Annotated in this window: 22 protein-coding genes; 8 read left to right on the top strand and 14 right to left on the bottom strand. The window is 69.2% G+C overall.

What is annotated here, in order from left to right; genetic code table 11:
• Positions 1–52: 52 nt before the first annotated feature.
• The gene (uvrC, locus tag ACFDS6_RS05695) at positions 53–1,969 is read right to left on the bottom strand and encodes an excinuclease ABC subunit UvrC (protein ID WP_375271150.1); all 1,917 of its coding nucleotides are present in this window, start codon (positions 1,967–1,969) and stop codon (positions 53–55) included.
• A 187-nt stretch (positions 1,970–2,156) separates the two neighbouring features.
• Between uvrC and ACFDS6_RS05690 the strand changes: the two genes are divergently transcribed.
• From ACFDS6_RS05690 to ACFDS6_RS05680, 3 genes are all read left to right on the top strand, one after another.
• On the top strand, positions 2,157–4,019 hold the full coding sequence (locus ACFDS6_RS05690) for an ABC-F family ATP-binding cassette domain-containing protein (RefSeq protein WP_375271149.1): 1,863 nt from the start codon (positions 2,157–2,159) through the stop codon (positions 4,017–4,019).
• 400 nt (positions 4,020–4,419) lie between these two features.
• Entirely contained in the window at positions 4,420–5,295 is an 876-nt protein-coding gene (yghU, locus tag ACFDS6_RS05685) for a glutathione-dependent disulfide-bond oxidoreductase (protein ID WP_375271148.1), read from the top strand.
• Positions 5,292–5,912 (top strand): glutathione S-transferase family protein, encoded by a 621-nt coding sequence (locus tag ACFDS6_RS05680; RefSeq protein ID WP_375271147.1) that lies wholly within the window; start codon positions 5,292–5,294, stop codon positions 5,910–5,912. The genes yghU and ACFDS6_RS05680 overlap by 4 nt, the downstream gene beginning before the upstream one ends.
• 133 nt (positions 5,913–6,045) lie before the next feature.
• Here the strand turns inward: ACFDS6_RS05680 and ACFDS6_RS05675 are convergent, their stop codons facing one another.
• The 4 genes from ACFDS6_RS05675 to ACFDS6_RS05660 form a co-directional block, all read right to left on the bottom strand.
• Positions 6,046–6,861 (bottom strand): rhodanese-related sulfurtransferase, encoded by an 816-nt coding sequence (locus ACFDS6_RS05675; RefSeq protein WP_375271146.1) that lies wholly within the window; start codon positions 6,859–6,861, stop codon positions 6,046–6,048.
• A gap of 66 nt (positions 6,862–6,927) precedes the next feature.
• Positions 6,928–10,368: an amidohydrolase family protein gene (locus ACFDS6_RS05670; protein ID WP_375271145.1), complete on the bottom strand. Its 3,441-nt coding sequence runs from the start codon at positions 10,366–10,368 to the stop codon at positions 6,928–6,930.
• A 35-nt stretch (positions 10,369–10,403) separates the two neighbouring features.
• Positions 10,404–12,833 (bottom strand): DUF3772 domain-containing protein, encoded by a 2,430-nt coding sequence (locus tag ACFDS6_RS05665; RefSeq protein WP_375271144.1) that lies wholly within the window; start codon positions 12,831–12,833, stop codon positions 10,404–10,406.
• Between the two features lie 88 nt (positions 12,834–12,921).
• Complete coding sequence (locus ACFDS6_RS05660; RefSeq protein ID WP_375271143.1) at positions 12,922–13,497, bottom strand: GDSL-type esterase/lipase family protein; 576 nt, start codon at positions 13,495–13,497, stop codon at positions 12,922–12,924.
• A 157-nt stretch (positions 13,498–13,654) separates the two neighbouring features.
• Here ACFDS6_RS05660 and ACFDS6_RS05655 point away from each other — a divergent pair, with 157 nt between their 5' ends.
• Positions 13,655–13,828, top strand: coding sequence for a hypothetical protein (locus tag ACFDS6_RS05655; protein ID WP_375271142.1), 174 nt, complete (start codon positions 13,655–13,657; stop codon positions 13,826–13,828).
• A gap of 112 nt (positions 13,829–13,940) precedes the next feature.
• Here the strand turns inward: ACFDS6_RS05655 and ACFDS6_RS05650 are convergent, their stop codons facing one another.
• The 3 genes from ACFDS6_RS05650 to ACFDS6_RS05640 form a co-directional block, all read right to left on the bottom strand.
• Positions 13,941–14,105 carry a hypothetical protein gene (locus tag ACFDS6_RS05650; RefSeq protein WP_375271141.1) on the bottom strand — a complete coding sequence of 55 codons (165 nt, stop codon included), beginning with the start codon at positions 14,103–14,105 and terminating at the stop codon, positions 13,941–13,943.
• A gap of 44 nt (positions 14,106–14,149) precedes the next feature.
• A complete protein-coding gene (locus ACFDS6_RS05645; RefSeq protein WP_375271140.1) occupies positions 14,150–14,422 on the bottom strand; it encodes a hypothetical protein in 273 nt (90 codons plus the stop codon).
• Between the two features lie 71 nt (positions 14,423–14,493).
• Positions 14,494–14,778 carry a hypothetical protein gene (locus tag ACFDS6_RS05640; protein ID WP_375271139.1) on the bottom strand — a complete coding sequence of 95 codons (285 nt, stop codon included), beginning with the start codon at positions 14,776–14,778 and terminating at the stop codon, positions 14,494–14,496.
• A gap of 171 nt (positions 14,779–14,949) precedes the next feature.
• On the opposite strand from ACFDS6_RS05640, the gene ACFDS6_RS05635 reads away from it, so the two are divergent.
• Positions 14,950–16,827: a YhjD/YihY/BrkB family envelope integrity protein gene (locus tag ACFDS6_RS05635; RefSeq protein ID WP_375271138.1), complete on the top strand. Its 1,878-nt coding sequence runs from the start codon at positions 14,950–14,952 to the stop codon at positions 16,825–16,827.
• 12 nt (positions 16,828–16,839) lie between these two features.
• Positions 16,840–17,391 (top strand): PRC-barrel domain containing protein, encoded by a 552-nt coding sequence (locus tag ACFDS6_RS05630; protein ID WP_375271137.1) that lies wholly within the window; start codon positions 16,840–16,842, stop codon positions 17,389–17,391.
• 39 nt (positions 17,392–17,430) lie between these two features.
• On the opposite strand, the gene ACFDS6_RS05625 is transcribed toward ACFDS6_RS05630, so the two are convergent.
• The 3 genes from ACFDS6_RS05625 to ACFDS6_RS05615 form a co-directional block, all read right to left on the bottom strand.
• Positions 17,431–17,724, bottom strand: coding sequence for a CsbD family protein (locus ACFDS6_RS05625; RefSeq protein WP_375271136.1), 294 nt, complete (start codon positions 17,722–17,724; stop codon positions 17,431–17,433).
• Positions 17,725–17,846: 122 nt separating this feature from the next.
• Positions 17,847–18,299, bottom strand: a complete 453-nt coding sequence (locus ACFDS6_RS05620; protein WP_375271135.1) for a response regulator — start codon at positions 18,297–18,299, stop codon at positions 17,847–17,849.
• A complete protein-coding gene (locus ACFDS6_RS05615) occupies positions 18,296–19,402 on the bottom strand; it encodes a PAS domain-containing protein (RefSeq protein ID WP_375271134.1) in 1,107 nt (368 codons plus the stop codon). Before ACFDS6_RS05615 ends, ACFDS6_RS05620 begins: the two co-directional genes overlap by 4 nt.
• Positions 19,403–19,663: 261 nt before the next feature.
• On the opposite strand from ACFDS6_RS05615, the gene ACFDS6_RS05610 reads away from it, so the two are divergent.
• Together ACFDS6_RS05610 and ACFDS6_RS05605 are read left to right on the top strand one after the other, a co-directional pair.
• The gene (locus ACFDS6_RS05610; protein WP_375271133.1) at positions 19,664–20,629 is read left to right on the top strand and encodes a zinc-binding dehydrogenase; all 966 of its coding nucleotides are present in this window, start codon (positions 19,664–19,666) and stop codon (positions 20,627–20,629) included.
• Positions 20,622–21,635, top strand: a complete 1,014-nt coding sequence (locus ACFDS6_RS05605) for a Gfo/Idh/MocA family protein (protein ID WP_375271132.1) — start codon at positions 20,622–20,624, stop codon at positions 21,633–21,635. The genes ACFDS6_RS05610 and ACFDS6_RS05605 overlap by 8 nt, the downstream gene beginning before the upstream one ends.
• 47 nt (positions 21,636–21,682) lie before the next feature.
• Here the strand turns inward: ACFDS6_RS05605 and ACFDS6_RS05600 are convergent, their stop codons facing one another.
• The 3 genes from ACFDS6_RS05600 to grpE form a co-directional block, all read right to left on the bottom strand.
• Entirely contained in the window at positions 21,683–23,482 is a 1,800-nt protein-coding gene (locus ACFDS6_RS05600; RefSeq protein WP_375271131.1) for an aspartyl protease family protein, read from the bottom strand.
• Between the two features lie 82 nt (positions 23,483–23,564).
• A complete protein-coding gene (locus tag ACFDS6_RS05595; RefSeq protein WP_375271130.1) occupies positions 23,565–24,788 on the bottom strand; it encodes a threonine synthase in 1,224 nt (407 codons plus the stop codon).
• Positions 24,789–24,897: 109 nt separating this feature from the next.
• Positions 24,898–25,446 carry a nucleotide exchange factor GrpE gene (gene grpE / locus ACFDS6_RS05590; protein WP_375271129.1) on the bottom strand — a complete coding sequence of 183 codons (549 nt, stop codon included), beginning with the start codon at positions 25,444–25,446 and terminating at the stop codon, positions 24,898–24,900.
• Positions 25,447–25,465 lie beyond the last annotated feature (19 nt).

Below are 25,465 nucleotides of genomic sequence, written 5' to 3'. Positions count from 1 at the left end.
CAGCTTAAACGAGGCACGGCACCGAACAAGCGACCGGAATTTACAATTCGGCTCAATGCGCGTGGTAGAAGTCGTATACCGTCTGCGCGACGCTCGCCGACACACCGGGCGCCTTTTGCAGATCCTCCAGGCTCGCGTTTCTAACCGCGCGGCCGGTGCCGAAATGCATCAACAGCGCCTTCTTGCGTGCAGGACCAATGCCCGGCACCTCGTCGAGCGGGCTGGCGCCGATCGCCTTTGCACGCTTCGCACGATGTGCGCCGATGACGTAGCGGTGCACCTCGTCGCGCAGGCGCTGCAGGTAGAACAGCACCGGCGCGTTGACCGGCAGCGTCAACTCGCGCCCGTCCATCAGGTGGAACACCTCGCGCCCCTCGCGCCCGTGGTGCGGCCCCTTGGCGACGCCGACCAGGCACACGTCCTCGATGCCGAGGTCCTCCAGCACCGCCTTGGCCGCGTTCAACTGCCCACGCCCGCCGTCGAGCAGCACCAGATCGGGCCACTCGCCCGAGTCGCGGTCGGGGTCCTCCTGCAGCGCGCGCGCGAACCGCCGGGTCAGCACCTCGCGCATCATCGCGAAATCGTCGTCGGTCGCCGCCTGCTTGATGTTGAACTTGCGATACTGGCCCTTGCGGAAGCCCTCAGGTCCCGCGACCACCATCGCGCCGACCGCGTTCGTCCCTTGGATGTGGCTGTTGTCGTACACCTCGATCCGCTCGGGCGGCTCGGCCAATTCGAACAGCTCGGCGACCTCGCGGTTGAGCCGCGTCTGCGTCGTGCTCTCCGCCAGCCGCCGCTCCAGCGCTTCCTTGGCGTTGCGTGACGCCTGGTCGAGCAACCGCCGCCGCGTGCCGCGCTGCGGCACCGTGATCTCGACCTTGCGCTTCGCCTGCTCCGACAATGCCTCCATCAGCAGCGCCGCCTCGGGCAGCTCGCGGTCGACGAAGATCGTCCGCGCCGGCGGCACTTCCTCGTAGAATTGCATCAGGAACAGCTGCAGCACCTCTTCCTCGCTCACCTCGGCGGTGTGCGACGGGAAGAAGCTGCGGTGACCCCAATTCTGCCCGCCGCGGATGAAGAACGCCTGGATGCCGATCACGCCTTCCAGGCACGCCAGCGCGAAGATGTCCGCGTCGCCCACGCCTTCCGCGTTGATGAACTGCGTCCCCTGGATGAAGGTCAGCGCCTTCAACCGGTCGCGCAGCACCGCGGCCAGTTCGAAGTCCATGTTCTCCGCCGCCGCCTGCATCTGCGCGCCGAGCTTCGCCTGCACGTCGGTGGTCTTGCCCGCCAGGAACTTCTTCGCATCGCCGACCAGCTCGCGATAGCCCTCGCCGTCGATCCGCCCGACGCACGGCGCGGAACAGCGCTTGATCTGGTACAACAGGCACGGCCGGTCGCGCGTCTTGAAGAACCCGTCGGTGCAGCTCCGCAGCAGGAACAGCTTCTGGAGTGCGTTCAGCGTGTTGTTGACGCTCCCCGCGCTCGCGAACGGGCCGTAGTAATCGCCCTTCGCCTTGCGCGCGCCGCGGTGCTTCTGCACCCGCGGGAAATCGTGGTCGGCGCGCAGCAGGATGAACGGGAACGACTTGTCGTCGCGCAGCAGCACGTTGTACGCCGGGCGATAGCGCTTGATCAGCTGCGCCTCCAGCAGCAGCGCCTCCGCCTCGTTGTTGGTCGTGACGATCGTCATCGACCGCGTCTGCGACACCATCCGCTGGATGCGCTTAGACAGCCGCTCGATCTGGACGTAATTGCCGACACGGTTCTTCAGCGCGCGCGCCTTGCCGACGTACAACACCTCGCCCTTGGCATCCTGCATCCGATAGACGCCGGGCTTGAGCGGCAGCGTTTTCAGCACGTTGCGGATCGCCGCCACGCCCGCGGCCAGATCGGGCGCGTCGCTGCCGCGGATCGTGAAGGTGGCGGCTTCTTCGTTGAATCGTTCGGGGGGGCCGTAGCCTGGCATAGCGTCCACTTAGGAAGCAGCGGAGTCGCGGGCAACCTGCTCCCGCCGTCATCCCGGGCTCGACCCGGGATCCCGCTACCTTCTTCCGCCATCGGAGAAAAATCGGGACCCCGGATCGGCTCCGGGGTGACGAAGCGCTCGAACAACCCGATCGAACTTCTCCGCTGCATCTGCTAAGCGCGCGCGCATGCTTAATCTTTCCGACATCACCGTTCGCCTCGGCGGCCGGACGATCCTCGATCGCGCCACCGCCGCGCTACCGCCGCGCGGGCGTATCGGGCTGATCGGCCGCAACGGCGCGGGCAAGTCGACGCTGGTGCGCGTGATCGCGGGCATGCTGGAGCCCGACACCGGCAGCGCCGACATGCCGCGCGGCGCGCGTCTGGGATACATCGCGCAGGAGGCACCGGGCGGCGACTCCACCCCGATCGACACCGTGCTCGCCGCCGACGTCGAGCGTACCGCGCTCCTCGCCGAGAGCGAGAACATGGAGGACATGGACCGGCTCGGCGACATTCACGAGCGGTTGATGGCGATCGACGCCTGGTCGGCGCCCGCGCGCGCGTCGCGTATCCTCGTCGGGCTCGGCTTCGACGAGGAGATGCAGAACCGCCCGCTGGAGAGCTTCTCGGGCGGCTGGCGGATGCGCGTCGCGCTCGCCTCCTTGCTGTTCTCCGCCCCCGACCTGCTGCTGCTCGACGAGCCGTCGAACCACCTCGACCTCGAAGCGGTGCTGTGGCTAGAGGACTTCCTCAAGTCATACCAGGCGACGATCGTCGTCGTCAGCCACGAGCGCGACTTCCTCAACAACGTCGTCGACCACATCCTTCACCTCGATCGCGGCAAGCTGACGCTCTACCCCGGCGGCTACGACGCGTTCGAGCGCCAGCGCGCCGAGCGCCAGGCGCAGCAGGCCGCCGCGCGCGAGAAGCAGATGGCCGAGCGCGAGAAATTGAAGGAGTTCGTCGCGCGCAACTCCGCCCGCGCCTCCACCGCCAAGCAGGCGCAGTCGCGCGTCAAGGCGCTCGCCCGCATGCAGCCGATCGCCGAGGTGATGGACGATCCGTCCTTGTCGTTCGACTTCCCCGATCCGACCGCGCTCCGCCCCCCGCTCATCACGCTCGACCTCGCCACCGTCGGCTACAACGAGACGCCGATCTTGAAGCGCCTGAACCTGCGCATCGACCCCGACGAGCGCGTCGCCTTGCTCGGCCGCAACGGCAACGGCAAGACCACGCTCGCGCGCCTGCTCGCCGCGCAGCTCACCCCGATGGAGGGCGCGATGCAGGCGAGCGGCAAGATGCGCGTCGGCTATTTCACCCAGTATCAGGTCGAGGAGCTCGACCGCGACGAGACGCCGCTCCAGCACATGTCGTCGCTGATGGAAGGGTCGACCCCGTCCGCGGTGCGCGCGCAGCTAGGCCGCTTCGGGTTCCAGGGCGACAAGGCGATCACCAAGGTCGGCAAGCTGTCGGGCGGCGAGCGCGCGCGGCTCGCACTCGCGCTCATCACCCGCGACGCGCCGCACCTGCTGATCCTCGACGAGCCGACCAACCACTTGGACGTCGACGCGCGCGAGGCGCTGATCCAGGCATTGAACGGCTACACTGGCGCGGTCGTGATCGTCAGCCACGACCGCCACATGCTGGAGATGACCGCCGACCGCCTCGTGCTGGTCGACGGGGGCACCGCGCGCGACTTCGACGGCGCGATCGAGGATTACATCAAGCTGATCCTGTCGGGCGACGGCTCGGGCAAGCAGTCCAAGGCCAAGGCGAAGGCCGACGCGCGCAAGCTGGCCGAGCAGCGCGAGCAGGACAAGCTACTGCGCAAGCAGGCGCGCGACGCCGAGGCTGCGCTAGCGAAACTCACCGAGCAGCGCAGCGCGCTCGACCGCGCGATGTTCGACCCCTCGACCGCACAGGGTCCGCTCGCCAAGCTCAGCATGACCGAGCTGATGAAGCGCCGCGCCAGCGTGCAGGAGCAGATCGACGCGTCCGAGCAGAGCTGGCTCGAACTGAGCGAGCAGCTGGAGGCGATCGCCGCCTAGTTCACCCCGGTCACAGGCCGGTGCTCGACCGGCCTGTCCTACCCGGCTGCGACCAGCCAACCTCACGCCCGCAGCAATCCTTCACGACTGGGAAAAGGTCGAAGTGGAGACTCGCGCGCGAGCCTCCACTTCCTCCACTTCCTCCACTTGCAGTATCGGCAATCACCTCTCACCGCAGAGAAACACCGCTCGCCGCTGTCCTACGGCGCCACGATACGCCACGTCCTCCGCTGACCCGCTCAATCCCGAACCGGGCGAGAAATGTCGGAAACGAGAACGTGCGCGTGAACCTCAACTTCCTCCACTTCGCCGCCTCGCTGTTACCCACGAGCGCGGCCGATTGGACCCGCGCCGCGTGCGCGGCTAGGCTCGGCCGATCGCCGCCTGAGAGGATGCAGCCGTGACCGACACCTATACGCCGCCCGAGGTCTGGACCTGGAACAAGGATAACGGCGGGCGCTTCGCCAACATCAACCGCCCGACCGCGGGCGCGACGCACGACAAGGAGCTGCCGGTCGGGCGCCACCCGCTGCAACTCTACTCGCTCGCCACGCCCAACGGGGTCAAGGTGACGGTGATGCTGGAGGAACTGCTCGCCGCCGGCCACGCGGGCGCCGAGTACGACGCCTGGCTGATCCGCATCAACGAGGGCGACCAATTCTCCAGCGGCTTCGTCGCCGCCAATCCGAACTCGAAGATTCCGGCGCTGGTCGACCGCAGCGACGACACGCCCGTCCGCGTGTTCGAGTCGGGCTCGATCCTCGTCTATCTGGCGGAAAAGTTCGGCGCCTTCCTCCCCACCGAACCCGCCGCGCGCGCGGAATGCTTGTCGTGGCTGTTCTGGCAGATGGGCGCGGGCCCGCTGCTCGGCGGCGGCTTCGGCCATTTCTACGCCTACGCCCCCACCAAGATCGAGTATGCGATCGACCGCTACGCGATGGAGGTGAAGCGCCAGCTCGACGTGCTCGACCGTCGCCTGGCGGAGAGCGAGTACATCGCCGGCGCGGACTATACGATCGCCGACATGGCGATCTGGCCGTGGTACGGCGCGCTGGTGAAGGGGCTGGTCTACGACGCGGGCACCTTTCTCCAGGTAGCCGACTACGAGAACGTCCTGCGCTGGACCGACCGGATCGCCGATCGCCCGGCGGTGAAGCGCGGCCGCATGGTCAACCGCGTGATGGGCGACCCCGCCAGCCAGCTCCACGAGCGCCACGACGCCAGCGACTTCGAGACGAAGACGCAGGACAAGATCGGCGCGGGGGAGAAGGCATGATGCGCCTTTACGACAGCCGCCGCGCGCCCAACCCGCGCCGTGTCCGCTGGGTCATGGCGGAGAAGGGGATCGAGGATATCGAGATCGTCCAGACAGACATCCTCAAGGGCGAGCACCGCGCCCCCGACTATGTCGCGCGCGCCGGGCTCGCCAACGTCCCCGCGTTGGAAATCGACGCCGAGACGACGATCACCGAGTCGATCGCGATCTGCCGCTACCTCGAGAGCGTCTATCCCGAACCCAACATGTTCGGCACCGACCCGCGCGAGACCGCGGTGATCGAGATGTGGATGCGCCGCGCCGAGATGCTGCTCGCCACGCCCTTGATGATGTCGGTCCGCCACGGCCATCCCGCGCTCGCCGCGATCGAGACGCAGATACCCGCGATCGCCGAGAGCAACGCCGCCGCCGCGACCCGCGCGATCAAGGTATTCGACCGCCGCCTGGCCGAGAGCGAATTCATCGCCGCCGACCGGGTCACCATCGCCGACGTCGTCGCGATCGCCGGCATCGATTTCGCGCGCATGGTCAAGTTCGCCCCCGCGCCCGAACACGTCCACGTCGCGCGCTGGATGGGCGCGATGCGCAACCGCCCGGCGGCGAGCGCGGGCGTGTAGCTGCTACACCTTCTTCCCGTCACCCCGGACCTGATCCGGGATCCCGCTGCCGTTCAGCGGCCACGGCAGCGGGTTCCCGGCTCAAGGCCGGAATAATGAGCGAGGACGCCGTGGCGCCATGCACCCACCCTGCCTACCCCCTGCACCCACACCCGCGCTCGTCGTCCACCGGCCGCTGGCAAGCCTTGCACATCGCCCGGTGCGTCGGCGTCAGGTCGTGCGTCACGCTGACCCGCTCGTCGAACACGAAACACTCGCCCTGCCAGCGCGTCTCCGCCTCCGGCACCTGCTCCAGGTAGTTGAGGATGCCGCCCTTCAAGTGGAATACCTCCTCGATGCCCTCGCCCCGCACGAACGCGGTCGCCTTCTCGCAGCGGATACCGCCGGTGCAGAACATCGCGATCTTCGGCGCGCGCCCCTCCCCCACCATCTCCGCGCGCCGCGAACGAAACCACGCCGGAAAGTCGCGAAAGCTCCGCGTCCCCGGATCGATCGCCCCCGCGAAGCTGCCGAGCGCGACCTCGTAGTCGTTGCGCGTGTCGATCACGATCGTGTCGGGATCGTCGATCAGCGCGTTCCAGTCCTCGGGCTCGACGTACGCGCCGACGCCGTCGACCGGGTCGAGGTCGGGCTGCCCCATGGTCACGATCTCGCGCTTCAGCCGCACCTTCATCCGCCCGAACGGCAAAGCGCCGGTACGCGAGTATTTGACCTCCAGCCCCGCGCATCCCGGCAGCGCACGCAGATGCGCCAGCACCGCCGCGATCCCGTTGTCGCTGCCCGCGATTGTGCCGTTGATGCCCTCGCGCGCGAGCAGCAGCGATCCGCGCACCGCCGCCGCCTCGCACACCGGCAGCAGCGCCGCCCTGACCGCGGCCACGTCGTCCAACTGCGTGAACTGGTACAGCGCCGCGACGAGGATCGGCGGGAGGGGCGAAGTCTCGGTCATTCTCATCCACTTGGGGGCACGCTGACGACCGCGCGCCCCTAGCAGATCGCCTCCGCTAGCGTCAGGTCAATCCTGGTCCGCGTCGCCGTAACCGTGCCCGGTCGTCATTCGCGTGCCCGTGCCTCCGCCCCCGTTCGCGCCCTCGAACCAATAGGGCATCCGCTGGCGGGTGCCGGTCTCGACCTCGTTGAGCGTCGCCGCGTCGTACAAATGCCCGCCCAGCATCACGCGACTGACCTTGTCGCTGTTGCGGATATTCACCGTCGGATCGGCGTCGAGCACCACCAGATCGGCGAGCTTGCCGGGCTCCAGCGAGCCGACATCCTTTTCATATCCGAGCGAGGTCGCCGCCGCGATCGTGCCCGCACGCAGCGCCTCGATCGGCGACCAGCCGCCGCGCGCGAAGCTCCACATCTCCCAGTGCGCGCCCAGCCCCGCCTGCTGCCCGTGCGCGCCAATCGACACCTGCACGCCCTTGTCGGCGAGCTTCTTCGCCTCGCGCGCGCTCTCGTCGTCGACGTAATCCTCCTCGGGCGCCAGCTCGCGCCGCGCGTTCTGCGCCGCGAGCAGCGCGGGCGGCGCGTGGCGCGACAGGATCGGGTGGCGCCACACGTCGCTGTGCGCGCGCCAGTACGGATCGCCCGCCGGCCCGCCGTAGGTCACCACCAGCGTCGGCGTGTAATTGACCTTGGTCTGCGTCCACAGCTGGATCAGGTCGTCGTAGAAATGCTCCAGCGGCACGTTGTGCTCGACGGTCGAGTTACCGTCCTGGATCAGCGTCACGTCCTGCGTGAACAGCGACCCGCCCTCGGGCACGACCTCCATCCCCTCGGCCTGCGCGGCGGCGACGACCATCTGGCGCTGCTCGCGCCGCGGCTGGTTGTAGTTCTTGACGCTGTGCGCGCCCTGCGCCTTCAACCGCCGCACGTCGGCGAGCGCGTCGTCGTAGCTGTTGATCTCCGCGTACACGTCGGGTGACTTCGCGCCGTAGATGATCTCGCCGGTGGAGAAGATGCGTGGCGCCAGGATCAGCCCCGCGCGCTGCATCTCGGCGGCGGGAAAGATCTCGGCCGACCGCGACGACGGATCGTGGATCGTCGTCGTGCCGAGCGCGAGGTTCGCCATCGCGTTCCAGTTCTGCTGCGGCACCAACTCGTCGTCGCCCTGTGGCCCGTGCGCGTGCGCGTCGACCAGCCCGGGGATGATCGTCTTGCCCGCGACGTCAATCGTCTTCGTCCCCGCCGGGATCGCGACCGAGGCGCGCGGGCCCACCGCGACGATGCGGTCGCCGCGGATCAGGATCGTGGCATCGTCGATGATCCCGCCGTCCCCGCGCGCCATCGTCACGACGCGCGCGCCGGTCAGCGCGACCGTGCCCGTAGGCTTCGCCGCGGGCACGTCCATCGACAGCGACACGCCGGTGCGCGGCGCGGCAAACTTCGGCGCATTCTCGCCCGCAGGCGCCTGCCGGAACAGCGCGTTCACCTGCGCGGTGTAGAGCGTCGGCCCGGTGCTCCAGTGCAGCGCCTGGCCGTCGTTCGACCAGTTGATGAAGTCCGCCCCGTCCGCGCTCACCTGCGTGACGGGCAGCGGCCCCGCCTTCTTGTCGGTCTCGACCCCCTGCGTGCCGGGCATCAGCGGCATTACGAACGCCTGGTAATTCTGCTTGAACGCGACGAACTCGCCCGTCGGCGACACCTGATAGTCGCTGACCAGCTCGCCCTGCGCGTGGACGCGGCGGGCCTCGCCGTTCAGGTCGGTGCTGACGAGCTGGCGCTTGTCCTTTTCGCTGGTCAGCAGGAACACGCGGTCGTTCCGGTCGCCGAACTGCGGCTCGAACGCGCCCTCCGCGATCCTGACCGGCGCGCCGCCCGCCGCCGCGACGCGGTACGCGCCAGACCCGCCCGACCCGCGCGCCGCGGTCAGCCCGCCGCCCTCGCCCTGCTCGAACACGATCACCTTGGCGTCGGGTGAGAAATGCGGCCGGCGATACAACCCCGCTGCGGTCGTCACGACCTTGGCCGAGCCACCCCCCGCCGCGACCGTCTTGATCTGTCCCAGCCCCGCATCGGTCCAGCCGACGAACACGATCTGCTTGCCGTCGCGCGACCAGCTCGGCCAGAGTTCGAACTCGTCGGTCGCGCGGGTCAGCCGCCGCGCGGTGCCGCCCGTCATCGGCTTGACGTACAACTTACCCAACGTCTCGAACACGACCTGGCGCCCGTCGGGCGACACGCTCGCCCAGCGCGGCATCTTCGTCTGGATGCGATCGGGCGCGACCTCGACCTGCGGGTGCGTCGCGTCGATCACCACGCGCGTGTCGTTGACGCGGAACGGCACCACCCGCGCGTCCGAGCCGTCGACCGCGACGCGCTGGATATGCCCGCCCGCCCAGATCAGGATCGCCGCATCGTCGGGCGTCCACGCCATGTTGGGGTACACGCCCGTCACCGCCCAGGTTTCCTGCACGTCGCGGTCGAGATCGCCGTAGATGACGCGCTCGACGCCGGTCGCCAGCTCCTTGACCCACAGCTTGGTCTGGTTGTTCTCGCGCCGCACGAACGCGATCCGCTTGCCGTCGCGCGACGGCGTCGGGCGCACCGATCCGCCGACCCCCGACACCGCGGTCGTGACCTCGCCAGAGTCGATGTCATAGCGCTCGATGTTGAACAGGTCGGTGCGCGAATTCTGCGCATATTCGAAGATCGGGCCCGGCGTGACGTTGCGCGTGTAGAAGATGCTCTTGCCGTCGGGCGCGTAGATCGGCTCGCCCAGTTCCTTCTGCAGCTGCTCGCTCTTGCGCTTGACCAGCTGCACGCCGCCGCCGCCCGAAACATGGTACAGCCACACCTCGCCGGTGCCGAGCGAGCGGCCGGTGGTGAAATGCTTTTTCGCCACGATGAAGCGCCCGTCGGGGCTCCACGACGGCTGGTTGAGCAGGCGGAACTCCTCCTTCGTCACCTGACGCTTGTCGCTGCCGTCGACGTTCATCACCCAGATGTTGTCGCCGCCGCCGCGATCCGACGTGAAGGCGATCCGCCGCCCGTCGGGCGAGAAGCGCGGCTGATGCTCGTACGCCAATCCTTGCGCGATGCGCGTCGGCGTCCCGCCCGCGATTGCCATCGTGTAGATGTCGCCGAGCATGTCGAACGCGACCAGCCGCCCGTCGGGGGAGACGTCGACGTTCATCCAGCTGCCGTTATCGGTGTTGATCGCGACCTCGCGCGTGCGCAGTCCCGGCGGCGCGCTCACGTCCCACTTCGGCGCCTTCGCCGGAGCGGTGGCGACGGTGCGCGCGTTGGCGTTGGGCGCGGGCGTCGCGGGCGGTGCGACCATCGGCCGGTCGGTCACAACCTCGGGATTGGGCTGGGTGATCTGGTTCTCCGGCGCCTGCGTTTGCTCGACCGGCGTCGGCGCGTTGGTCGGCGCGACTTGCGCCGTTCCTGGGGCGGATAGCTGGGCCGCCATCAGGCACAAAGCGATGGCGGTGGCGGCACGGTAGGTCATGCAGATGTCCCCTCTTTTGCCGCTTGTTTAGCCGATCAATCGCGCGCGTCACCCTTTTCCGCTGCGTCTCCGTCACGGCGATCCGCCGCCTCCTGTCGCATCGGCGCGGCCACCATCTCCAGCCGCTGCGGCACCGTGCCGATGTCGATCCCCTCGTCGCGAAAGCGCGCCAGCAGCGCCATGAACACGGCAGATCGCGCGCCATAGGCCGCGCGCGGCGTCTCGACGTGCGCGAAACAGTTGAACAGGATGCGCCCGTCCGCGATCGAGTCGACGAACGCCGACGGCGCGGGGTCGGCCAGCACGGCCGGCTCGGCCGCGAAACTCTCCAGCACCATCGCGCGCACCCGTACCGCGTCGCTGCCCAGCGGCACCGCGAACTGGATCTGGATACGCCCGAGCGGGCTCGCCAGCGTCTTGTTGAGCACCGTCTTGGTGATCAGCTCCGAATTGGGCACGATCAGCGTAGAATGGTCCGCCAGCTCGATCTCGGTCGAGCGCACGCTGATCCGCTTGACGTCGCCCTCGTCGGTGCCGACGCGCACCAGGTCGCCGATCTTGATCGGCCGCTCGGCCAGCAGGATCAGCCCCGACACGAAATTGGACGTGATCGCCTGCAACCCGAACCCGATGCCGACCGACAGCGCGGACAGCAGCAGCGCGATCCGCTCCACCCCGATGCCGAGCGAGGCGAGCGACCAGATCACCGCCAGCGCGACCCCGACGTAGCGCGCGACCAGGCTGACCGAATTGCGCCCGGACACGTCCAGGTCGGTCGCGGGCAGGTAGCGCCCCTCCAGCCAGCCCCGAAACGCGCGCACCAGCGCCAGTCCGACGAGTAGCACCACCAACCCGCGCACGATCGTGCCCGGGGACACCGGCACGCCGCCGACCTCGACGCCCTGCGACAACGTACCCAGCCGGCCGAACAGCGCCGACACGCCGTTGCCCGCGCCGAACGGCGACAACAGCAGCCCGAGCGCGGTCAGCGCCACCACCACGCGCAAGCACCCCGACAGCAACACGCCGAACTGGTCGATGCTGCTCCCGCGCAGCCCCAGCGCGCGCACCAGCGTACGCCCGGTCGCGCTGCTGCGCCTGAACAGGCTGGTCGACACGTCGTCGATCGCCGCCATCAGCAGGTAGGTGGCCGACCCCAGCACCGTGCCCCACGCGACCAGCTGCACCAGGAACAGGCTGAGCCCGACATAGCCGACCAGCAGCGCCAGCGCCGCCGCGACGGCGACGAGCCAGGCGAGCAGCGTCACCGCGCCCAGTCCGGCGCGCGTGGTCTCGCCGGTCGCGTCGCTCGCCTGCTCCGCGCGCAGTCGCCCGACCGCCAGCAGCGTCGCGGCGAGCAGCAGCAGGTGGAGCGACGCTTCCGCTACCTGCGACGCCACTCGCGCCGCGACGCTCGCATTCACCGCGCGATTGAACACGTCGACGGTAATCGTCGCGAACGACAGCCCGGCCAGGATCAGCGAGAACGGCCGCAGCCGCGTCGCCGTGGCGTCGCCGATCGACGCGACCCGCCACGACGGCTGGCTGCGCATCAACAGCGCGCCGCTCGCCGACGCGGTCAATCCGGCAAAGGTCGTCGCGGCGATCAGCCCGTCGAGCATTGGGCTCCAGCTCGCCGCCTCCAGCCGCGCCCAGCGCAAACCCTGCACCAGCGAGAAGCTCGCCAGCAGCGGCGTCAGCGTGCCAACCGTTATGCGCCAGATCGCGTAGCCCGATCGCCTGACCCGGTGTCCCGGCGCGCCCTCGATCAGCAAGCGCTGCCCGACCCGCCACAGCGCCAGCCGCCCCGGTCCCAGCACCGCGACGAAGACGATCACGCCCAGCAGCGCCTGCCACGGCACGCTGCCGCGCGACTGCGCGCGTGCCTGCACGATGCCGCTCGTCACGAACGTGGAAACGCGGCGCAGGTCGCGCGGCGCCGACAACAGCACCGCGCGCCAGAACGTGGGCGACAGCGGCGACGGGCTGTGCGCCCACAATCGCTCGCCGAACTGCGCCGCCTGACCCTGCGCGATCTCGTCGATCAGCTGCTGCGCGGTGACGCCCAGCAGGCGCCCTCGCTTGACCGCCGAGTCGAGCGCCGCGTGCTGCCGCGCCAGGTCGGCGCGTTGCGCGCGAATGTCCGGCGCCTCGCTCGTCCCCGCCGCGGGGGTCCCGAGCTGCGCGACCTTGGCATCGACCAGTGTGAGCCGTTCCTGCAACTGCCCCGCCGCGTCGATGGCGGCATCCTGTGCCGCCAGCGCCCTGGAGCGAAGCAACTGGCGCTTCTCCTCGTCGACGCGCGCGTCGAGCGCGCGGTCGACCGCCAGCACGTCGCGCTCCGCCTGCGCCAACTGCGCGGTCAGCGCCGCGACCGACGCGGTCTGCGCCGCCGCGGGCGCGGCGAGCAACAGCAGCGCGAGCAGCCACGCGCGCAGCCATCGGGCGATCAGGATAGCCGACATCCGCTCGCCACTACCCAAGCCGCGACCGACTTGTGAAGGGCCCCGCTGCTTCCGCCCTCGTGCCGATATCGCTCCCAATCACGGCGCATTATCGCGAGCCTGCCGCAGCGCGGCCTCGACGTGCAGCAGCAGGTGGTCGGCGACCGCCGCGATCGCGCGCGCGTTGGGGATGGACGCGGTCGCCCAGCACCATGTCCGGGTGCCCCAGCACGCCGGCGGGGAAGAACGTGCACAAGGCGGCGCCCGTGTCGCGCGCTACGTCGGCGTGAATCGCCTGATACGGCGCGGCACGCGCGCGCAGGATCGGCGGCGGCTCCACCCGCGTCAGCAGCACGGGGATGCCGCACGCCGACAGGTTGCGCACGATCGCCGACAGGTTGGCGCGCAGCTCGGCCGGCGCGACACCGCGCAGCAGGTCGTTCGGCCCGACCTGAACCAGCGCGAGATCGGGTCGATGCGACAGGCTGGTCAGCAGTCGCGGCAGTCGCCTGTAGACGTCGGCGCTGGTGTCGCCCGACACGCCCGCGTTGATGACCGAGGCACGCGGCCACCGTACCGCCAGCCGCCGCTGCAGCATCGCCACCAGCCCCTCGTCCTGCGCCAGACCATAGCCCGCGACCAGACTGTCGCCGAGCGCGAGGATAATCGGATAATCATTCGTCATGGTTGCGCAGAGATAAGGGCGCGCGAGGCGTTCCGCAGCGCGGCATGCGTCCGTCGCCGCGGCTTAAGTAAATGAGCTTTCGTGCTTTTCTCGCTGCGTCGAACATTCGTGCGGCACCAATCACGTCCGGAGCCGTTCAGACCGCAGGAGAAACACTGTGACTGACAGGATCGTCTCGGCAGGACTATTGACTCAGCGCGACCTCGACGTGCTGGGCACCAGCTTCTCGCGTCACTTCCCCGTGCCGCGGGACGACGTGTTCGCCGACCTGCTCCGCCGGCTCGATCGGGTGGAGGCAGTGGCCGTGAGTGATAGCCACGCGCGTCGCTGATCGTCGGCGTCCGCCACATTCCCGCTGCTGATGCTATTCTAGGCCTTCGACTTCGGCCGTCCGACCGGCGTCGCCGCGTAGTGGGCAACGCCAAGTCGTGTTCAGCTAACCCTCAGCTCGGATGAGCTTCGCTGTCCTCGGCTGGCTTTCCACCCTCGGTAGGCACCGTCGCATTCTGATACGCCGCGCTCTCGTCCGCGATGCCCGCATCCTGGCTGCGCTTCGCCGCGTCGGAGAATGAGTCGGACTGGTTTTCCTTCGAAGGCTGGTCGGTCATCGCTTCGTCCTCTCGTGTTATCGTGGTTTGGGTTTCCCTCGTCGTCATTCGAGATCGTTCTCGCTTACGATGATGATCGCCTGGTCGGAGTTGCGTGCCAGCGCGGACAGCGCGGCATCGGTGATCGGGTCGATGAACCGCTGGAACATCTCGGCGCCGTCGCCGTCGGGGCGATCGCCGCTCAGCGCTTCCAGCACGTCGTACTGGACCGCGAATTCATATTCTTCCGCGTCCACCTCGGCGGTGAACTCGACCTGCTCGCCCTCGATGTTGTCGAGGATGGTCGAGTGATCGATCTCCATCTGGCTGGATGCCATGTCTCAGAACCTCTTCTATCTGCTCAGCGGATGCTACAAGCCTCGTGACGCGCCGGTGTTCCGCCGCGGCGTCAGCCGCCCGCGTCGTTGTCTGGCAGGTGCTCCGCCAACCGCCCGATCGCGTCGCCCACGAACCGGTCGACCGGCGGCTCGTCGGCGAGCGTGACGGGACGCTCGGCCGTCAACACGGCACTTGCCCGCTGATCGGGTGAGAGTTCGCGCCACGCGCGCACCGCGCGCTCCAGGCTGGTCACCTCGGGCACCTGCTCGCCGCCGCGCGGCACATCCTCCAGCGACGCGCTCATCGTCCACGCGATCGCGCCGGTCTCGCCCCCGCTCCAACTCGCCTCGACCATCGGATCATCCTTTCCTGTTCCATCCTCAAGCGCGCGCGTCGGCACGCCGGTTCCCCGCTGCCGCACGCCGCGAATGCGCGCGTTGCCAATCGCCTGATACGGATCAACGTCGGAACGACCGCGGTGAGCGTCTGTTTGTCACGGTATAATCGCAAAGGGGGCGACCACGACGTGCAGCAGAACGGAACCGACGCGCGATCACCGTGGACCATGCCCCTGCCCGCCTGGAAAGCGGTCGCCAAGCGGACCTGGGCGGAGACGGGCAACGACAACATCGGCCTTATCGCCGCCGGCGTCGCATTCTACGGTTTTCTCGCGCTCGTCCCGCTGCTCGGCGCGATAGTCCTCACCTACGGGCTCGTCGCCGACGCCAACACCGTCACCAGCAACATGGACACGCTCACCTCCGTCCTGCCGCAGCAGGTCGCACGCCTGATCGGCGAGCAGTTGCTCACCGTGGTGCAGACGTCGGACGGAAAGAAGGGGTTCGGCCTGCTGGTCGCGCTCGGCATCGCCTTGTTCGGCGCGCGCAACGCCGCGGGCGCGGTCATCACCGCGCTGAACGTCGCCTACGAGGAGGAGGAGACGCGCGGCTTCGTCCGCGTGACGTTGCTGGCGCTCGCGATCACCGCCTGCGCCGTCCTGGTCGCGATCGTCGCGATGGTCGCCGTCACCGTGCTCGGCTTCCTGCAGACTTTGCTCCCCACGCTACCCGGCCCGGTCGCGGTGCTCGGCAAGGTCGTCGTCTACCTGCTGCTCGCGGTGGCGGGTGCGACCGGCGCAGCGACGCTCTACCGCTACGGTCCCGACCGCCGCAACGCGCGCTGGACCTGGCTGACCCCGGGCTCGCTCCTAGCGGCATTGTTGTGGCTGGTGCTGACGATCGGGTTCGGCATCTACGTCGCCAATTTCGGCAATTACGACGCCACCTACGGCTCGCTCGGCACCGTGATCGTGCTGCTCACCTGGATGTACCTGTCGAGCTATATCCTGCTGTTCGGCGCAGAGCTCAACTCCGAGCTCGAACACCAGACCGCGCAGGACACCACCCGCGGCAACCGGCCGTTGGGCGAGCGGGGCGCCTGGGTGGCCGACCACGTCGCAGGCGACCCGGCGCCTGCCGCGACCCCGAATCTTGCCTCGAACCAGCCGGCCGCGCCGGCTGCCCCCAGCGACGACAAAGGCGGGCTGAACGCCTACGCCACCGGCCGCGTCGCGACGCAGGTCACGCGGCTGGTCGGGCTCGAGAAGCTGCGCATGACCGAGACGCTCGGCGCGACGCTCGGCCTGTCGCTCTTGCGACGCGAAGGGCGCGCGCTGCCCGGCGCCGTGCTGCTCGCCGCCACCGGCCTGCTCGCCTGGTCCTCGCGCCGTGCGCCGCGCCAGGCATCGCCGCAGGCGATCATCTTCGACATCGACGGCACGTTGGTCGACAGCAACGATTACCACGTCTGGGCGTGGCAGCACGCCTTTCGCGAGCGCGGCTACGAGATCACGCCCGCGGACATCCACGATCAGATCGGCAAGGGCGGCGACCTGCTGGTGCCCGCCCTTATCCCCGACGCGAGCGAGGACGAGGCGAAGGCGCTGTCGACGCGCCACGGCGAGATCTTCGCGGAGCGCTACCTTTCCCGCGTTCAACCCTTCCCCCACGCCGCCGACCTGCTGCGCCACGTCGCCGCGCAGGGGCAGAAGGTCGCGCTCGCATCCTCGGCGAGCAAGGACGAGCTCGACCATTACGTCGACCTGCTCGGCGTCGGTGACATCGTGTCGGCCGCGACCAGCAAGGACGACGCGGACACGACCAAGCCCGCCCCCGATATCTTCGCCGCGGCACTGAAACGGCTCGGCGTCGCGCCCGGCGCGGCGCGGATCGTCGGCGACACGCCGTACGACGTGGTCGCCGCGGCGCGCGCGGGCACCACGACCGTTGCCGTGCGCTCGGGCGGCTTCTCCGACCGAAGCCTGCACCGCGCCGGCGCGGGCGCGATCTACGACGACGTCGCCGCGCTGCTCGACGACTACAGCCGCTCACCACTCGCGCGCTAAAGGAATACCAGCATGCAGGACGTCGCCGGATGGATCGCGCTCGCGGCGACCTGCGTCGCGGCGCTGATGACCGCGTCCAACCTGGGCGCGCGTGTCACCGGCTGGGGCTTCGTCGTGTTCACGATCGGCGCGGTCGCGTGGATTGTGGTGGGGCTGGAGAGCGGCCAGACGCAGCTCCTGTGGTCGAACGTGTTCCTCGGCGTCGTCGACGTGTTCGGCATCTGGCGCTGGCTGGGCCGCCGCGCCAAGTTCAGCGACGCGGCCGAGGTGGAGCAAGCGCGCAGCACGGAACTGGCGCGCGAGCGGTTGTTCTCGATCTCCCGGATCGACGGACTGCCGGTGACCGGCAGCGACGGGCAGGTGATCGCGCACAGCGTCGACGCGCTGGCCACCTGCGCGGGCGGGACGATCGACTTCTTCATCGTGCGGGAGGGCGGGGTCGCCGGTGTCGGCGAGACGCTGCGGCGCTTACCGAAGGACCAGGTGCGGGTACGCGACGCCGCGCTGGAAACTTCGCTCGACCCGGCCGCGCTATCGCGCCTGCCGCTGGTCGAGGTGCAGTAAGGGACGCGCGCGCGATCGCCCGCGCGTCCGATCGATCGTTCAGGCGCTCTTCTTGCCGCGCAGCGTGTTGATCAGCGCCAGGCCGACCACGCCGACCAGTGCGGCGGTCGCGAACGGGCGCTGCTTGGCGAAACCCTTCGCCTGTCCGGCGAGCGGCGCGACATTCTCGGTCACCGCTTCCTTCGCCGCGCCGACCGTCTTCTGCACCGAACCGGTCACCTGGTCGGCGATGCCCGACCCTTGCGTCTGCGTGTCGCCGGTCGCGTTGCCCACCGCTTCCTTGACCTGACCTTTGACGTCGTTCCCGGTGCCCTTCAGCTGATCGCTGTTCATCGTTACGCTCCTAATCCACGTGGTGAGAAGATACTGGCGCCGACGCGCCGTGGACTGCTGGTAACGATGAGGGCGCGGTTCGGTTCATCCCCGCCGGATGGAACTATGCGACCGGTGCGCGATCATGCTCCCCAGCTCGCGGCGAACGCGGGCGACGCGATGAAGCTCGCCGGCAGCGGACTGGTCGGCGGCGGCGTGGTCAACCCTTCCTCGATGTAGCGCAACGCCGAAGTCAGCCCCGCGCGTGAGAACGGCTTGGGGATCACGCCGTGCGCGCCCGCGAAATCCTCCGGTATCTTCTTCGGGTTGGCCGTCACGAAGATAACCGCCGCGCGCGCCCACCGTTCGCGGATCAACTTCGCCGCGTCCAGCCCGTTGGTCCCCAGCGCCAGTTGCAGGTCGACGAAGGCGAGGTCGGGTTCGGCCGATAGCGGCAGCGCCTCCAACTCGTGCACCGATGCCGCCTCGCCGACCACCTGGTGCCCGGCGTCCTCCACCAGCGCCTCGATGTCCATCGCCAGCAATGCCTCGTCCTCGACGATCAGCACGCGGAACGGACTCGTCAGCCGGATCACGCGCCCTGCTCCATCGCGAACCGGATCGTCACGCGCGCGCCCGGTGCGGCGGAGCTCCAGGAGACGCTCGCACCGATCTGCCGCGACAATCGCGTGATCAGCACGCGACCCAGCCCCTCCTCCGACATCGTCTCAGCGTCGAAACCGGGGCCGTCGTCGGCGACGCTGATCACGCCCTGATCGCCCTCGCGCCGCGCGACCACGCGCAGCGTGCCCGCGCGCCCGTCGGCGTACCCGTGCTTGACCGCGTTCGTCACGATCTCGTTCAACACCAGACCCAACGCCGACGCGTTGGTCGACGCGATGTCGAGCGGCACCACGTCCGCCTCGACCGCGATCTCGGTCCGCCCGCTCGACGCCACCACGTCGTTGGCCAAATTGACCGCGAAGCCGCCGGCGTCGAACCGCGTCACGTCGTCCGACTGGTACAAGCGCCGGTGCACGCTCGCCAGCGCGTCGACCCGCTCCAGCATCGCGTCGAGCCGCGCGAGGATCGCCGGATCGGCGATGCCGCGCGCCTGCAACCGCAGCAACGACCCGATCATGGTCAGGTTGTTCTTCACCCGGTGATCGACCTCGTGGAGCAGCAGCGTCTTGTCGTCCAGCGCCGCCTTCAGGTCGGCGGTACGCGCTTCCACCTCGCGCTCGACCTCCGCCTTCTGCCGCGCGATCGCTTCCTGCGCCTCGACGCGCCCGCTGACGTCCATCTGCGAGGCGAAGAAGAACTCGATCTCGCCGTCCTTGTTGCGCACCGGACTGACGTACAACGCGTTCCAGAAGGTCGAGCCGTCCTTGCGGTAGTTGAGCAGGTCGACCGCCACGTCGGTGCCCGCCTCCACCGCGGCGCGAACCTCGGCGACCTTCTCGCGATCGGTATCCGGTCCCTGCAGGAAGCGGCAGTTGGTGCCGATGATCTCCGCGCGGTCGTACCCCGACAGCTTCTGGAACGCTTCGTTGCAGAAGATGATCGGATTGTCGTCCTGCCGGGGATCGGTGACGATCATCGGCATCCGCGTCGCGCGCACCGCCGCCGCGAACGGATCGCCGCGCCCGGTCTCGTGCTCGATCATGTCGGTCAGGTGCCAGTCGTCGCGTTGATCCATGTTTCTCTTAGTCCCGCCCACGCGACCTGATGCGCCGCCCGCCGGCGAGCAACCTATGTTACCGCGCCGCTATGCGATATCTAGCCGTCCCCGCCAAGCAGCGCGCACACAATGCTTGGCTGCTGCCGATCGCTCCCTCTCGCACGCAATTGCATCGCACAAGCCGAATATAGAGGACGCGCCCCCCGCGCCGGCTGGACGCCGCGCGTCATAGCGGGCATCGGGCGCGCCAGTTGGCGCCGCGCGCGCGAGGAGACCCGAATGACGACGATGCAGGCCGCGGTGCTGACCGCGCCCGGAGAAATGACGATCACCGACGTCGACCTGCCCGCCCCGGCCGCGGGCGAGGTGCGTATCCGGCTGGAGGGCTGCGGCGTCTGCGCGTCCAACGTCGAGCCGTTCGAGGGCCAACCCTGGTCGACCTTCCCCGGCGCGCCCGGCGGCATGGGGCACGAGGGCTGGGGCGTGATCGACGCGCTGGGTGACGGCGTTTCCGACCTCGCGCCCGGCGACCGCGTCGCGTTCCTCGCCGGGCACAGCTTCGCGCACTACGACGTCGCGCCCGCCGACATGGTGGTGAAGCTGCCCGCCGCGCTCGGCGATCAACCCTTCCCCGGCGAGCCGCTCGGCTGCGCAATGAACATCTTCCGCCGCTCCGACATCCGCGCCGGACAGACGGTCGCGATCATCGGCATCGGCTTCCTCGGCGCAGTGCTCACCAAACTCGCGACCGACGCCGGCGCGCGCGTGATCGCGATCTCGCGCCGCGAGGAATCGCTCGACCTCGCCCGCCGCTTCGGCGCGGCCGAGACGATCCCGATGCACGATCACTGGGCGATCATCGAGGAGGTCAAGCGCCTGACCGGCGAAGCGATGTGCGAGCGCGTGATCGAGGCGGTCGGCAAGCAATGGCCGCTCGACCTCGCCACCGCGCTGATCGGCTTCGGCGGGCGGCTGGTGGTCGCGGGCTATCACCAGGACGGCCCGCGCCAGGTCAACATGCAGGATTGGAACTGGAAGGGGATCGACGTCGTCAACGCGCACGAGCGCGACCCAGCGGTACAGTGCCGCGGCGTGGAGGAGGCGATCGACGCGGTCGCCTCCGGGCAGATCGACCTCGCCGCGCTGCTCACCCACCGCTATTCTCTGCGCCAGGTGTCCGACGCGATCCGCGCCACCCGCGACAAGCCGCAGGGCTTCGTCAAGGCACTGGTGACCTATGAGTGAGCCCGGTTCCCGCAAATTGCGCCTCGGCTTCCTCGGCGTCGGCTGGATCGGGCGTCACCGCATGGAGGCGATGCTCACCACCGGCCTGGTCGAGGCCGCCGCGATCAGCGACCCCTCGCCCGACATGATCCGCGACGCCGCCCTGCTCGCGCCAGATGCGCAGGTGGTGGACGACCTCGACGCGATGCTCGCGCTCGACCCCAATGGCCTGAATTTGGACGGGGTCGTCATCGCCAGCCCCAGCGCGCTCCACGCCGCGCAGTCGATCCAGGCGCTGCAGGCGGGCAAGGCGGTGTTCTGCCAGAAACCGCTCGGCCGCGACGCCGCCGAGACGCAGGCGGTGGTCGCCGCCGCGCGCGCCGCCGACCGGCTGCTCGGCGTCGACCTGTCGTACCGCTTCACCGCGGGCATGGAGAAGATCGCCGAACTGGTGCGCGCGGGCGCGCTCGGCCGACTGTTCGCGATCGATCTGGTGTTCCACAACGCCTACGGACCCGACAAGCCGTGGTTCTACGACCGCGCGCAATCGGGCGGCGGCTGCGTCATGGATCTCGGCATCCACCTCGTCGACCTCGCGATGTGGCTGACCGGGCAGGACGTCAAGTCGGTCTCGTCGTCGCTGTTCGCCGGTGGCGAGCCGCTGGCCGAACGCGACACGGTGGAGGATTACGCCGTCGCCACCCTGACGCTCGACAACCATGTCGCGGTCCGGCTCGCCTGCTCGTGGCGACTCCACGCCGGACAGGACGCGGTGATCGAGGCGAGCTTCTACGGCACGAACGGCGGTGCCACGATGCGCAACGTCGGCGGCTCGTTCTACGATTTCACCACGACGCACAACAACGGCACGCAGGCGACCACGATCGCGCAGCCGCCGGAGGCATGGGGCGGCCGCGTCGCCGCCGACTGGGCGCGCCGCCTCGCCGCCGACCCGCGCTTCGACGCGCGAGCGGAGGAGTTCGTCGCCACCGCGCGCGCGCTCGACCGCATCTACGCGGGCGCGTGAACGGCGACGCGCCGCCGCAGCCCATCGGCGCGCGGCGGGCGCGTGACTCAATAGGTCAGGTTGTACCGCTTGGCGCGCTCCTCGATCTTCTCGTCGAGCTTGATAGCCGCCGCCCGGTCCTCGCTCCCGCGCGTCGCGTCCCCGCCACGCGTCAACGCGACCCCGCGGGCGTAGCGCGACCAGGCATTGTCGGGGTCGACCTTCAACGCCGCGTCATAGTCCGCCACCGCCTGCTTCCACTGCCCCCAGCGCAACCGCACCAGCGCGCGACTGTCGAGCGTGCTGGGGTCGCCCTTCCTCAGCCGCAGCGCGGCGTTGCAGTCGTCCAGTGCCTTGTCGAGCTCACGCCCGGCGAGCGCGCGCGTCCAGCACCGGCTGTTGAACGCGCTCGCGCGGCTGCTGTCCTCCGGGTGCGCCTTGAACCACGAATCGTAATTGGCGATCGCGCGGTCGTAATCGCCGATCTCGGTCAGCATTGCGCCGACGCTCAGCCGCCGATCGGACTGCGGCGCGAGCGCGGCATCGGCGGCGCGCAGGTCGACGCCCGCGCCCGCGCGGTCCTCGTCGCGCAAGCGCCGGCTGGCACGCAGCAGCCGCGCATCGACGTCGTTCGGCGTCAGCTCGATCGCGCGATCGAGTTCGGCGGCGCCCGTCTTCTCCGCCGCTTTCTCCGCCTCGGTCGGCTCCTTGCCGCGCTTGTCATAGGCGATCGAGAAATGCGCCATCGCGCGCTGGTAGCGATAATGCCCCTCGCCCGGCGCCATCGCGATCGCCTTGTGAAAATCGGCGATCGCCTCGGCGTAGCGCTTGTTCGACGCCGCCGCCGCGCCGCGGCGGCTGTACCCGGCGGCGTCGGTCGGCTGCGGCGTCTTGTCGGTGAGCGCGATCACCGTCCCGTCCGCGCTCACCGCGCGCCGGGGATTGAGCCCGAACAGCGGCCCGCCCTCGTAGGTGAAGAACATCACCCGCTGCGAATTGGCGACGAAGATGCGATGCGTCAGGAAGAAGTCGACGCCGACCAGCATCTGCGTGTCGGTCGCACCCATGTCGGCGAACTGGATGCTCGGTTTCTTCAGCGCCTCGCCGCCGACCTCGATCTGCTTGAAGGTCGCGCGATAGGTCTGCACGTGGCGGAGCCCGAGCCCTCGGCTATAGCCCTCCTCGGTCACGCCCGCGCCGCCCGGCACCGCGCCCAGCCGCTTGGCCACCGTGCTCGACAGCAAAGATTCGTCCGCGCCCGTGTCGAACATCGCCTTCACCCGCTGCCCGTCGATCAGGATCGGCGCGACCGTGTGCGGCTTGAACAGGGTGTCCGACGGGCGGATCAGCTCGACCATGCTGAACGGTCGCCCCTCCGCCCAGTACGCCAGATTGCCGCCCTTGCACCCGGTCACCTTCATCAGGCGGACGACCCCGTGTGGCAGGTCGTACTCGACGTCCATCAACCCCAGAATGTTCTGCCCGATCAGCCCGGCGGTGCCGGTGTCGCTGCCAGCGACAACGAAATCGACCTTGGGGATCGGAATGCCGGCGAGCGAGAAATCCCGCGCCGTCGTGACGCCCGCCGCCACGTTGCCGCCGACGCCTGAGATGTAGAAATCGTTGATGGCCCGGATCTGCAACCCGAATTCCTGCGCCGACGCGCGCGACAGCGTGCTGTAGAAGGCGCCGCTGTCGAGAATGAAGTGCGCGGTCTTGTCGCCGAACTTGGCCGACACCATCGGCCTGCTGCCCGCCATCGTCACCGGCAGCGTCGCCGCGACGCGCACCTCGCACTTGTCCGCCGCCCACGCGTTCGCCGGCACCGATCCCGCCAGCATCGCCGCTACGATCAAGACCTTACGCATCAACACTCCCCCACGCCCGCGCTCCCCAGCACGGCGTGCAGCAGCGTAGAACCGCAGGGACGCGGGCGCAAACCGCGCTAATTTACAATTGGTCGAAGTCGATCGGTGCGTGCCGGTCGAGCCAGTTGGGCGCTTCCGGCATCGGGTATTTGAGCCCGGTGGCGCAGTTGAACAGCACCACCTCCTCGTCCTCGTCCACCTCGCCGTCCTTCAGCGCCTGCTTGTACGCCGCCAGCGTCGCGCCGCCTTCCGGGCACAGCAGCAACCCGTCGCGCCGCGCGCACTCGTCGACCGCCTTGAGGATCGCCGGATCGCCGACGCCCAGCGCCTTGCCACCGCTCTCGCGCACCGCGCGCAGGATCAGGAAGTCGCCCACCGCGCGCGGCACGCGGATGCCCGCCGCGACCGTGTGCGCGTCCTCCCAGCGCTCGGCATGCTCCTCGCCCGCCTCGAACGCGCGCACGATCGGTGCGCAGCCCGACGCCTGCACCGCGTACATCCGCGGGCGCTCGGCGCCGATCCAGCCCAGCCGCTCCAGCTCGTCGAACGCCTTCCACATGCCGATCAGCCCGGTGCCGCCGCCGGTGGGATAGAAGATAGCCTTGGGCAACCGCCAGCCCAGCTGCGCGGCGAGCTCCAGCCCCATCGTCTTCTTGCCCTCTATCCGGTACGGCTCCTTGAGCGTCGAGAAATCGAACCAGCGCCCCTCCGCCGCGCCCTTCCCCACGATTGCGCCGCAATCGTCGATCAACCCGTTGACGCGCCACACCCGCGCGCCCTGCGCCTGTATCTCGCGCACGTTGATCTCGGGCGTGTCCTCCGGGCAAAACACGATCGTCTCGATTCCGCAGCGCGTGGCGTACGCCGCCAGCGCCGCGCCCGCGTTGCCGTTGGTCGGCATCGCGATCCGCTTGACGCCCAGTTCCTTCGCCATCGCCACCGCCATGACGAGCCCGCGCGCCTTGAAGCTGCCGGTCGGCAATCGCCCCTCGTCCTTGACCAGCACGTTGGCGCCGCCGCTCTTGGGCACCGGGATCAGCGGCGTCTCGATCTCGCCCAGGCTGACGATGTCGCGCGTGTGCCTGACCGGCAGCAGCTCGCGCCAGCGCCACAGGTCGGTCTCGCGCGCGGCGAGCTGATCGCGCGAGATCGCCGCACCGACGCCGTCCAGATCGTAGCGCACCAGCAGCGGCCGCCCTACCCGCGACAAATTGTGGAGCTGGTCCGCCTCGTACCGCTCCCCCGTCATCGAACATTCGAGGTGGGTGACGAAGGTCGGGCGATCGGCGGAGAGATTTTCGTTCATGCGCGCGTGTTCTATCGCCACCGCGGCCCGACACAATGCCCGCCGCCGAAACGACGAAGGGCGGAGGCTCGCACCCCCGCCCTCGTCATCCAATCGAGATTTAGGCCGCTCAGTCCGGCTTCTTCGCCACCGCGACCAGCGCGGGGCGCAGCAGCCGGTCCTTGATCATCCAACCCGACTGCATCTCCTGCACGATCGTGCCCGGCACCTGGTCGCTCGGCATCTCCATCATCGCCTGGTGCTTGTTGGGGTCGAGCGGTTCGCCCATCGCGGCGATGCGCGTGATGCCGTTGCGCTCGAACACCTTCTCCAGCTCGCGCCCGGTCGCCTCGAGCCCGGTTACCAGCCCCTTGAACTTGTCGTCGCCGCGCAGCTCCGCCGGGATCGCGGCGAGCCCGCGCTCCAGGTTGTCCGCGACCGACAGCACGTCGCGCGCGAAATTGGTCGCGGCATAGGCGCGCGCGTCGGCGGCGTCCTTCTCCGCGCGGCGGCGCACGTTCTGGATGTCGGCGCGCGCATACAGCGTTTCCTGCTGCGCGGCGGCGAGCTGCTCCTCCAGTTCGGCGATGCGCGCCGCCTGGCCGTCGTGCTCGGCCAGCTCGGGTGCTGCTTCCGCGGTCTGTTCGCGCAGGTCTTCGGTCGTCTCGTCGGCCATCATTGCCCCTGTAAGAATAGGT

The organism is Sphingomonas sp., from assembly GCF_042095875.1.
Taxonomy (GTDB): Bacteria; Pseudomonadota; Alphaproteobacteria; order Sphingomonadales; family Sphingomonadaceae; genus Sphingomonas.
Note: the sequence above shows the minus strand (reverse complement) of the source record. Positions and strands in the feature narration are given on the sequence as shown.

Excerpts from the sequence above, each read along its gene's own strand:
- ACFDS6_RS05625 (WP_375271136.1), bottom strand. The coding sequence starts at position 17,724 with ATGAACAGCGATCAGCTGAAGGGCACCGGGAACGACGTCAAAGGTCAG.
- ACFDS6_RS05650 (WP_375271141.1), bottom strand. The coding sequence starts at position 14,105 with ATGACCGACCAGCCTTCGAAGGAAAACCAGTCCGACTCATTCTCCGAC.
- ACFDS6_RS05660 (WP_375271143.1), bottom strand. The coding sequence starts at position 13,497 with ATGACGAATGATTATCCGATTATCCTCGCGCTCGGCGACAGTCTGGTC.
- ACFDS6_RS05675 (WP_375271146.1), bottom strand. The coding sequence starts at position 6,861 with ATGACCGAGACTTCGCCCCTCCCGCCGATCCTCGTCGCGGCGCTGTAC.
- ACFDS6_RS05615 (WP_375271134.1), bottom strand. The coding sequence starts at position 19,402 with ATGGATCAACGCGACGACTGGCACCTGACCGACATGATCGAGCACGAG.
- ACFDS6_RS05665 (WP_375271144.1), bottom strand. The coding sequence starts at position 12,833 with ATGTCGGCTATCCTGATCGCCCGATGGCTGCGCGCGTGGCTGCTCGCG.
- grpE (WP_375271129.1), bottom strand. The coding sequence starts at position 25,446 with ATGATGGCCGACGAGACGACCGAAGACCTGCGCGAACAGACCGCGGAA.
- ACFDS6_RS05640 (WP_375271139.1), bottom strand. The coding sequence starts at position 14,778 with ATGGTCGAGGCGAGTTGGAGCGGGGGCGAGACCGGCGCGATCGCGTGG.
- ACFDS6_RS05690 (WP_375271149.1), top strand. The coding sequence starts at position 2,157 with ATGCTTAATCTTTCCGACATCACCGTTCGCCTCGGCGGCCGGACGATC.
- ACFDS6_RS05600 (WP_375271131.1), bottom strand. The coding sequence starts at position 23,482 with ATGCGTAAGGTCTTGATCGTAGCGGCGATGCTGGCGGGATCGGTGCCG.
- ACFDS6_RS05680 (WP_375271147.1), top strand. The coding sequence starts at position 5,292 with ATGATGCGCCTTTACGACAGCCGCCGCGCGCCCAACCCGCGCCGTGTC.
- uvrC (WP_375271150.1), bottom strand. The coding sequence starts at position 1,969 with ATGCCAGGCTACGGCCCCCCCGAACGATTCAACGAAGAAGCCGCCACC.
- ACFDS6_RS05670 (WP_375271145.1), bottom strand. The coding sequence starts at position 10,368 with ATGACCTACCGTGCCGCCACCGCCATCGCTTTGTGCCTGATGGCGGCC.
- ACFDS6_RS05610 (WP_375271133.1), top strand. The coding sequence starts at position 19,664 with ATGACGACGATGCAGGCCGCGGTGCTGACCGCGCCCGGAGAAATGACG.
- ACFDS6_RS05630 (WP_375271137.1), top strand. The coding sequence starts at position 16,840 with ATGCAGGACGTCGCCGGATGGATCGCGCTCGCGGCGACCTGCGTCGCG.
- ACFDS6_RS05595 (WP_375271130.1), bottom strand. The coding sequence starts at position 24,788 with ATGAACGAAAATCTCTCCGCCGATCGCCCGACCTTCGTCACCCACCTC.
- ACFDS6_RS05605 (WP_375271132.1), top strand. The coding sequence starts at position 20,622 with ATGAGTGAGCCCGGTTCCCGCAAATTGCGCCTCGGCTTCCTCGGCGTC.
- ACFDS6_RS05645 (WP_375271140.1), bottom strand. The coding sequence starts at position 14,422 with ATGGCATCCAGCCAGATGGAGATCGATCACTCGACCATCCTCGACAAC.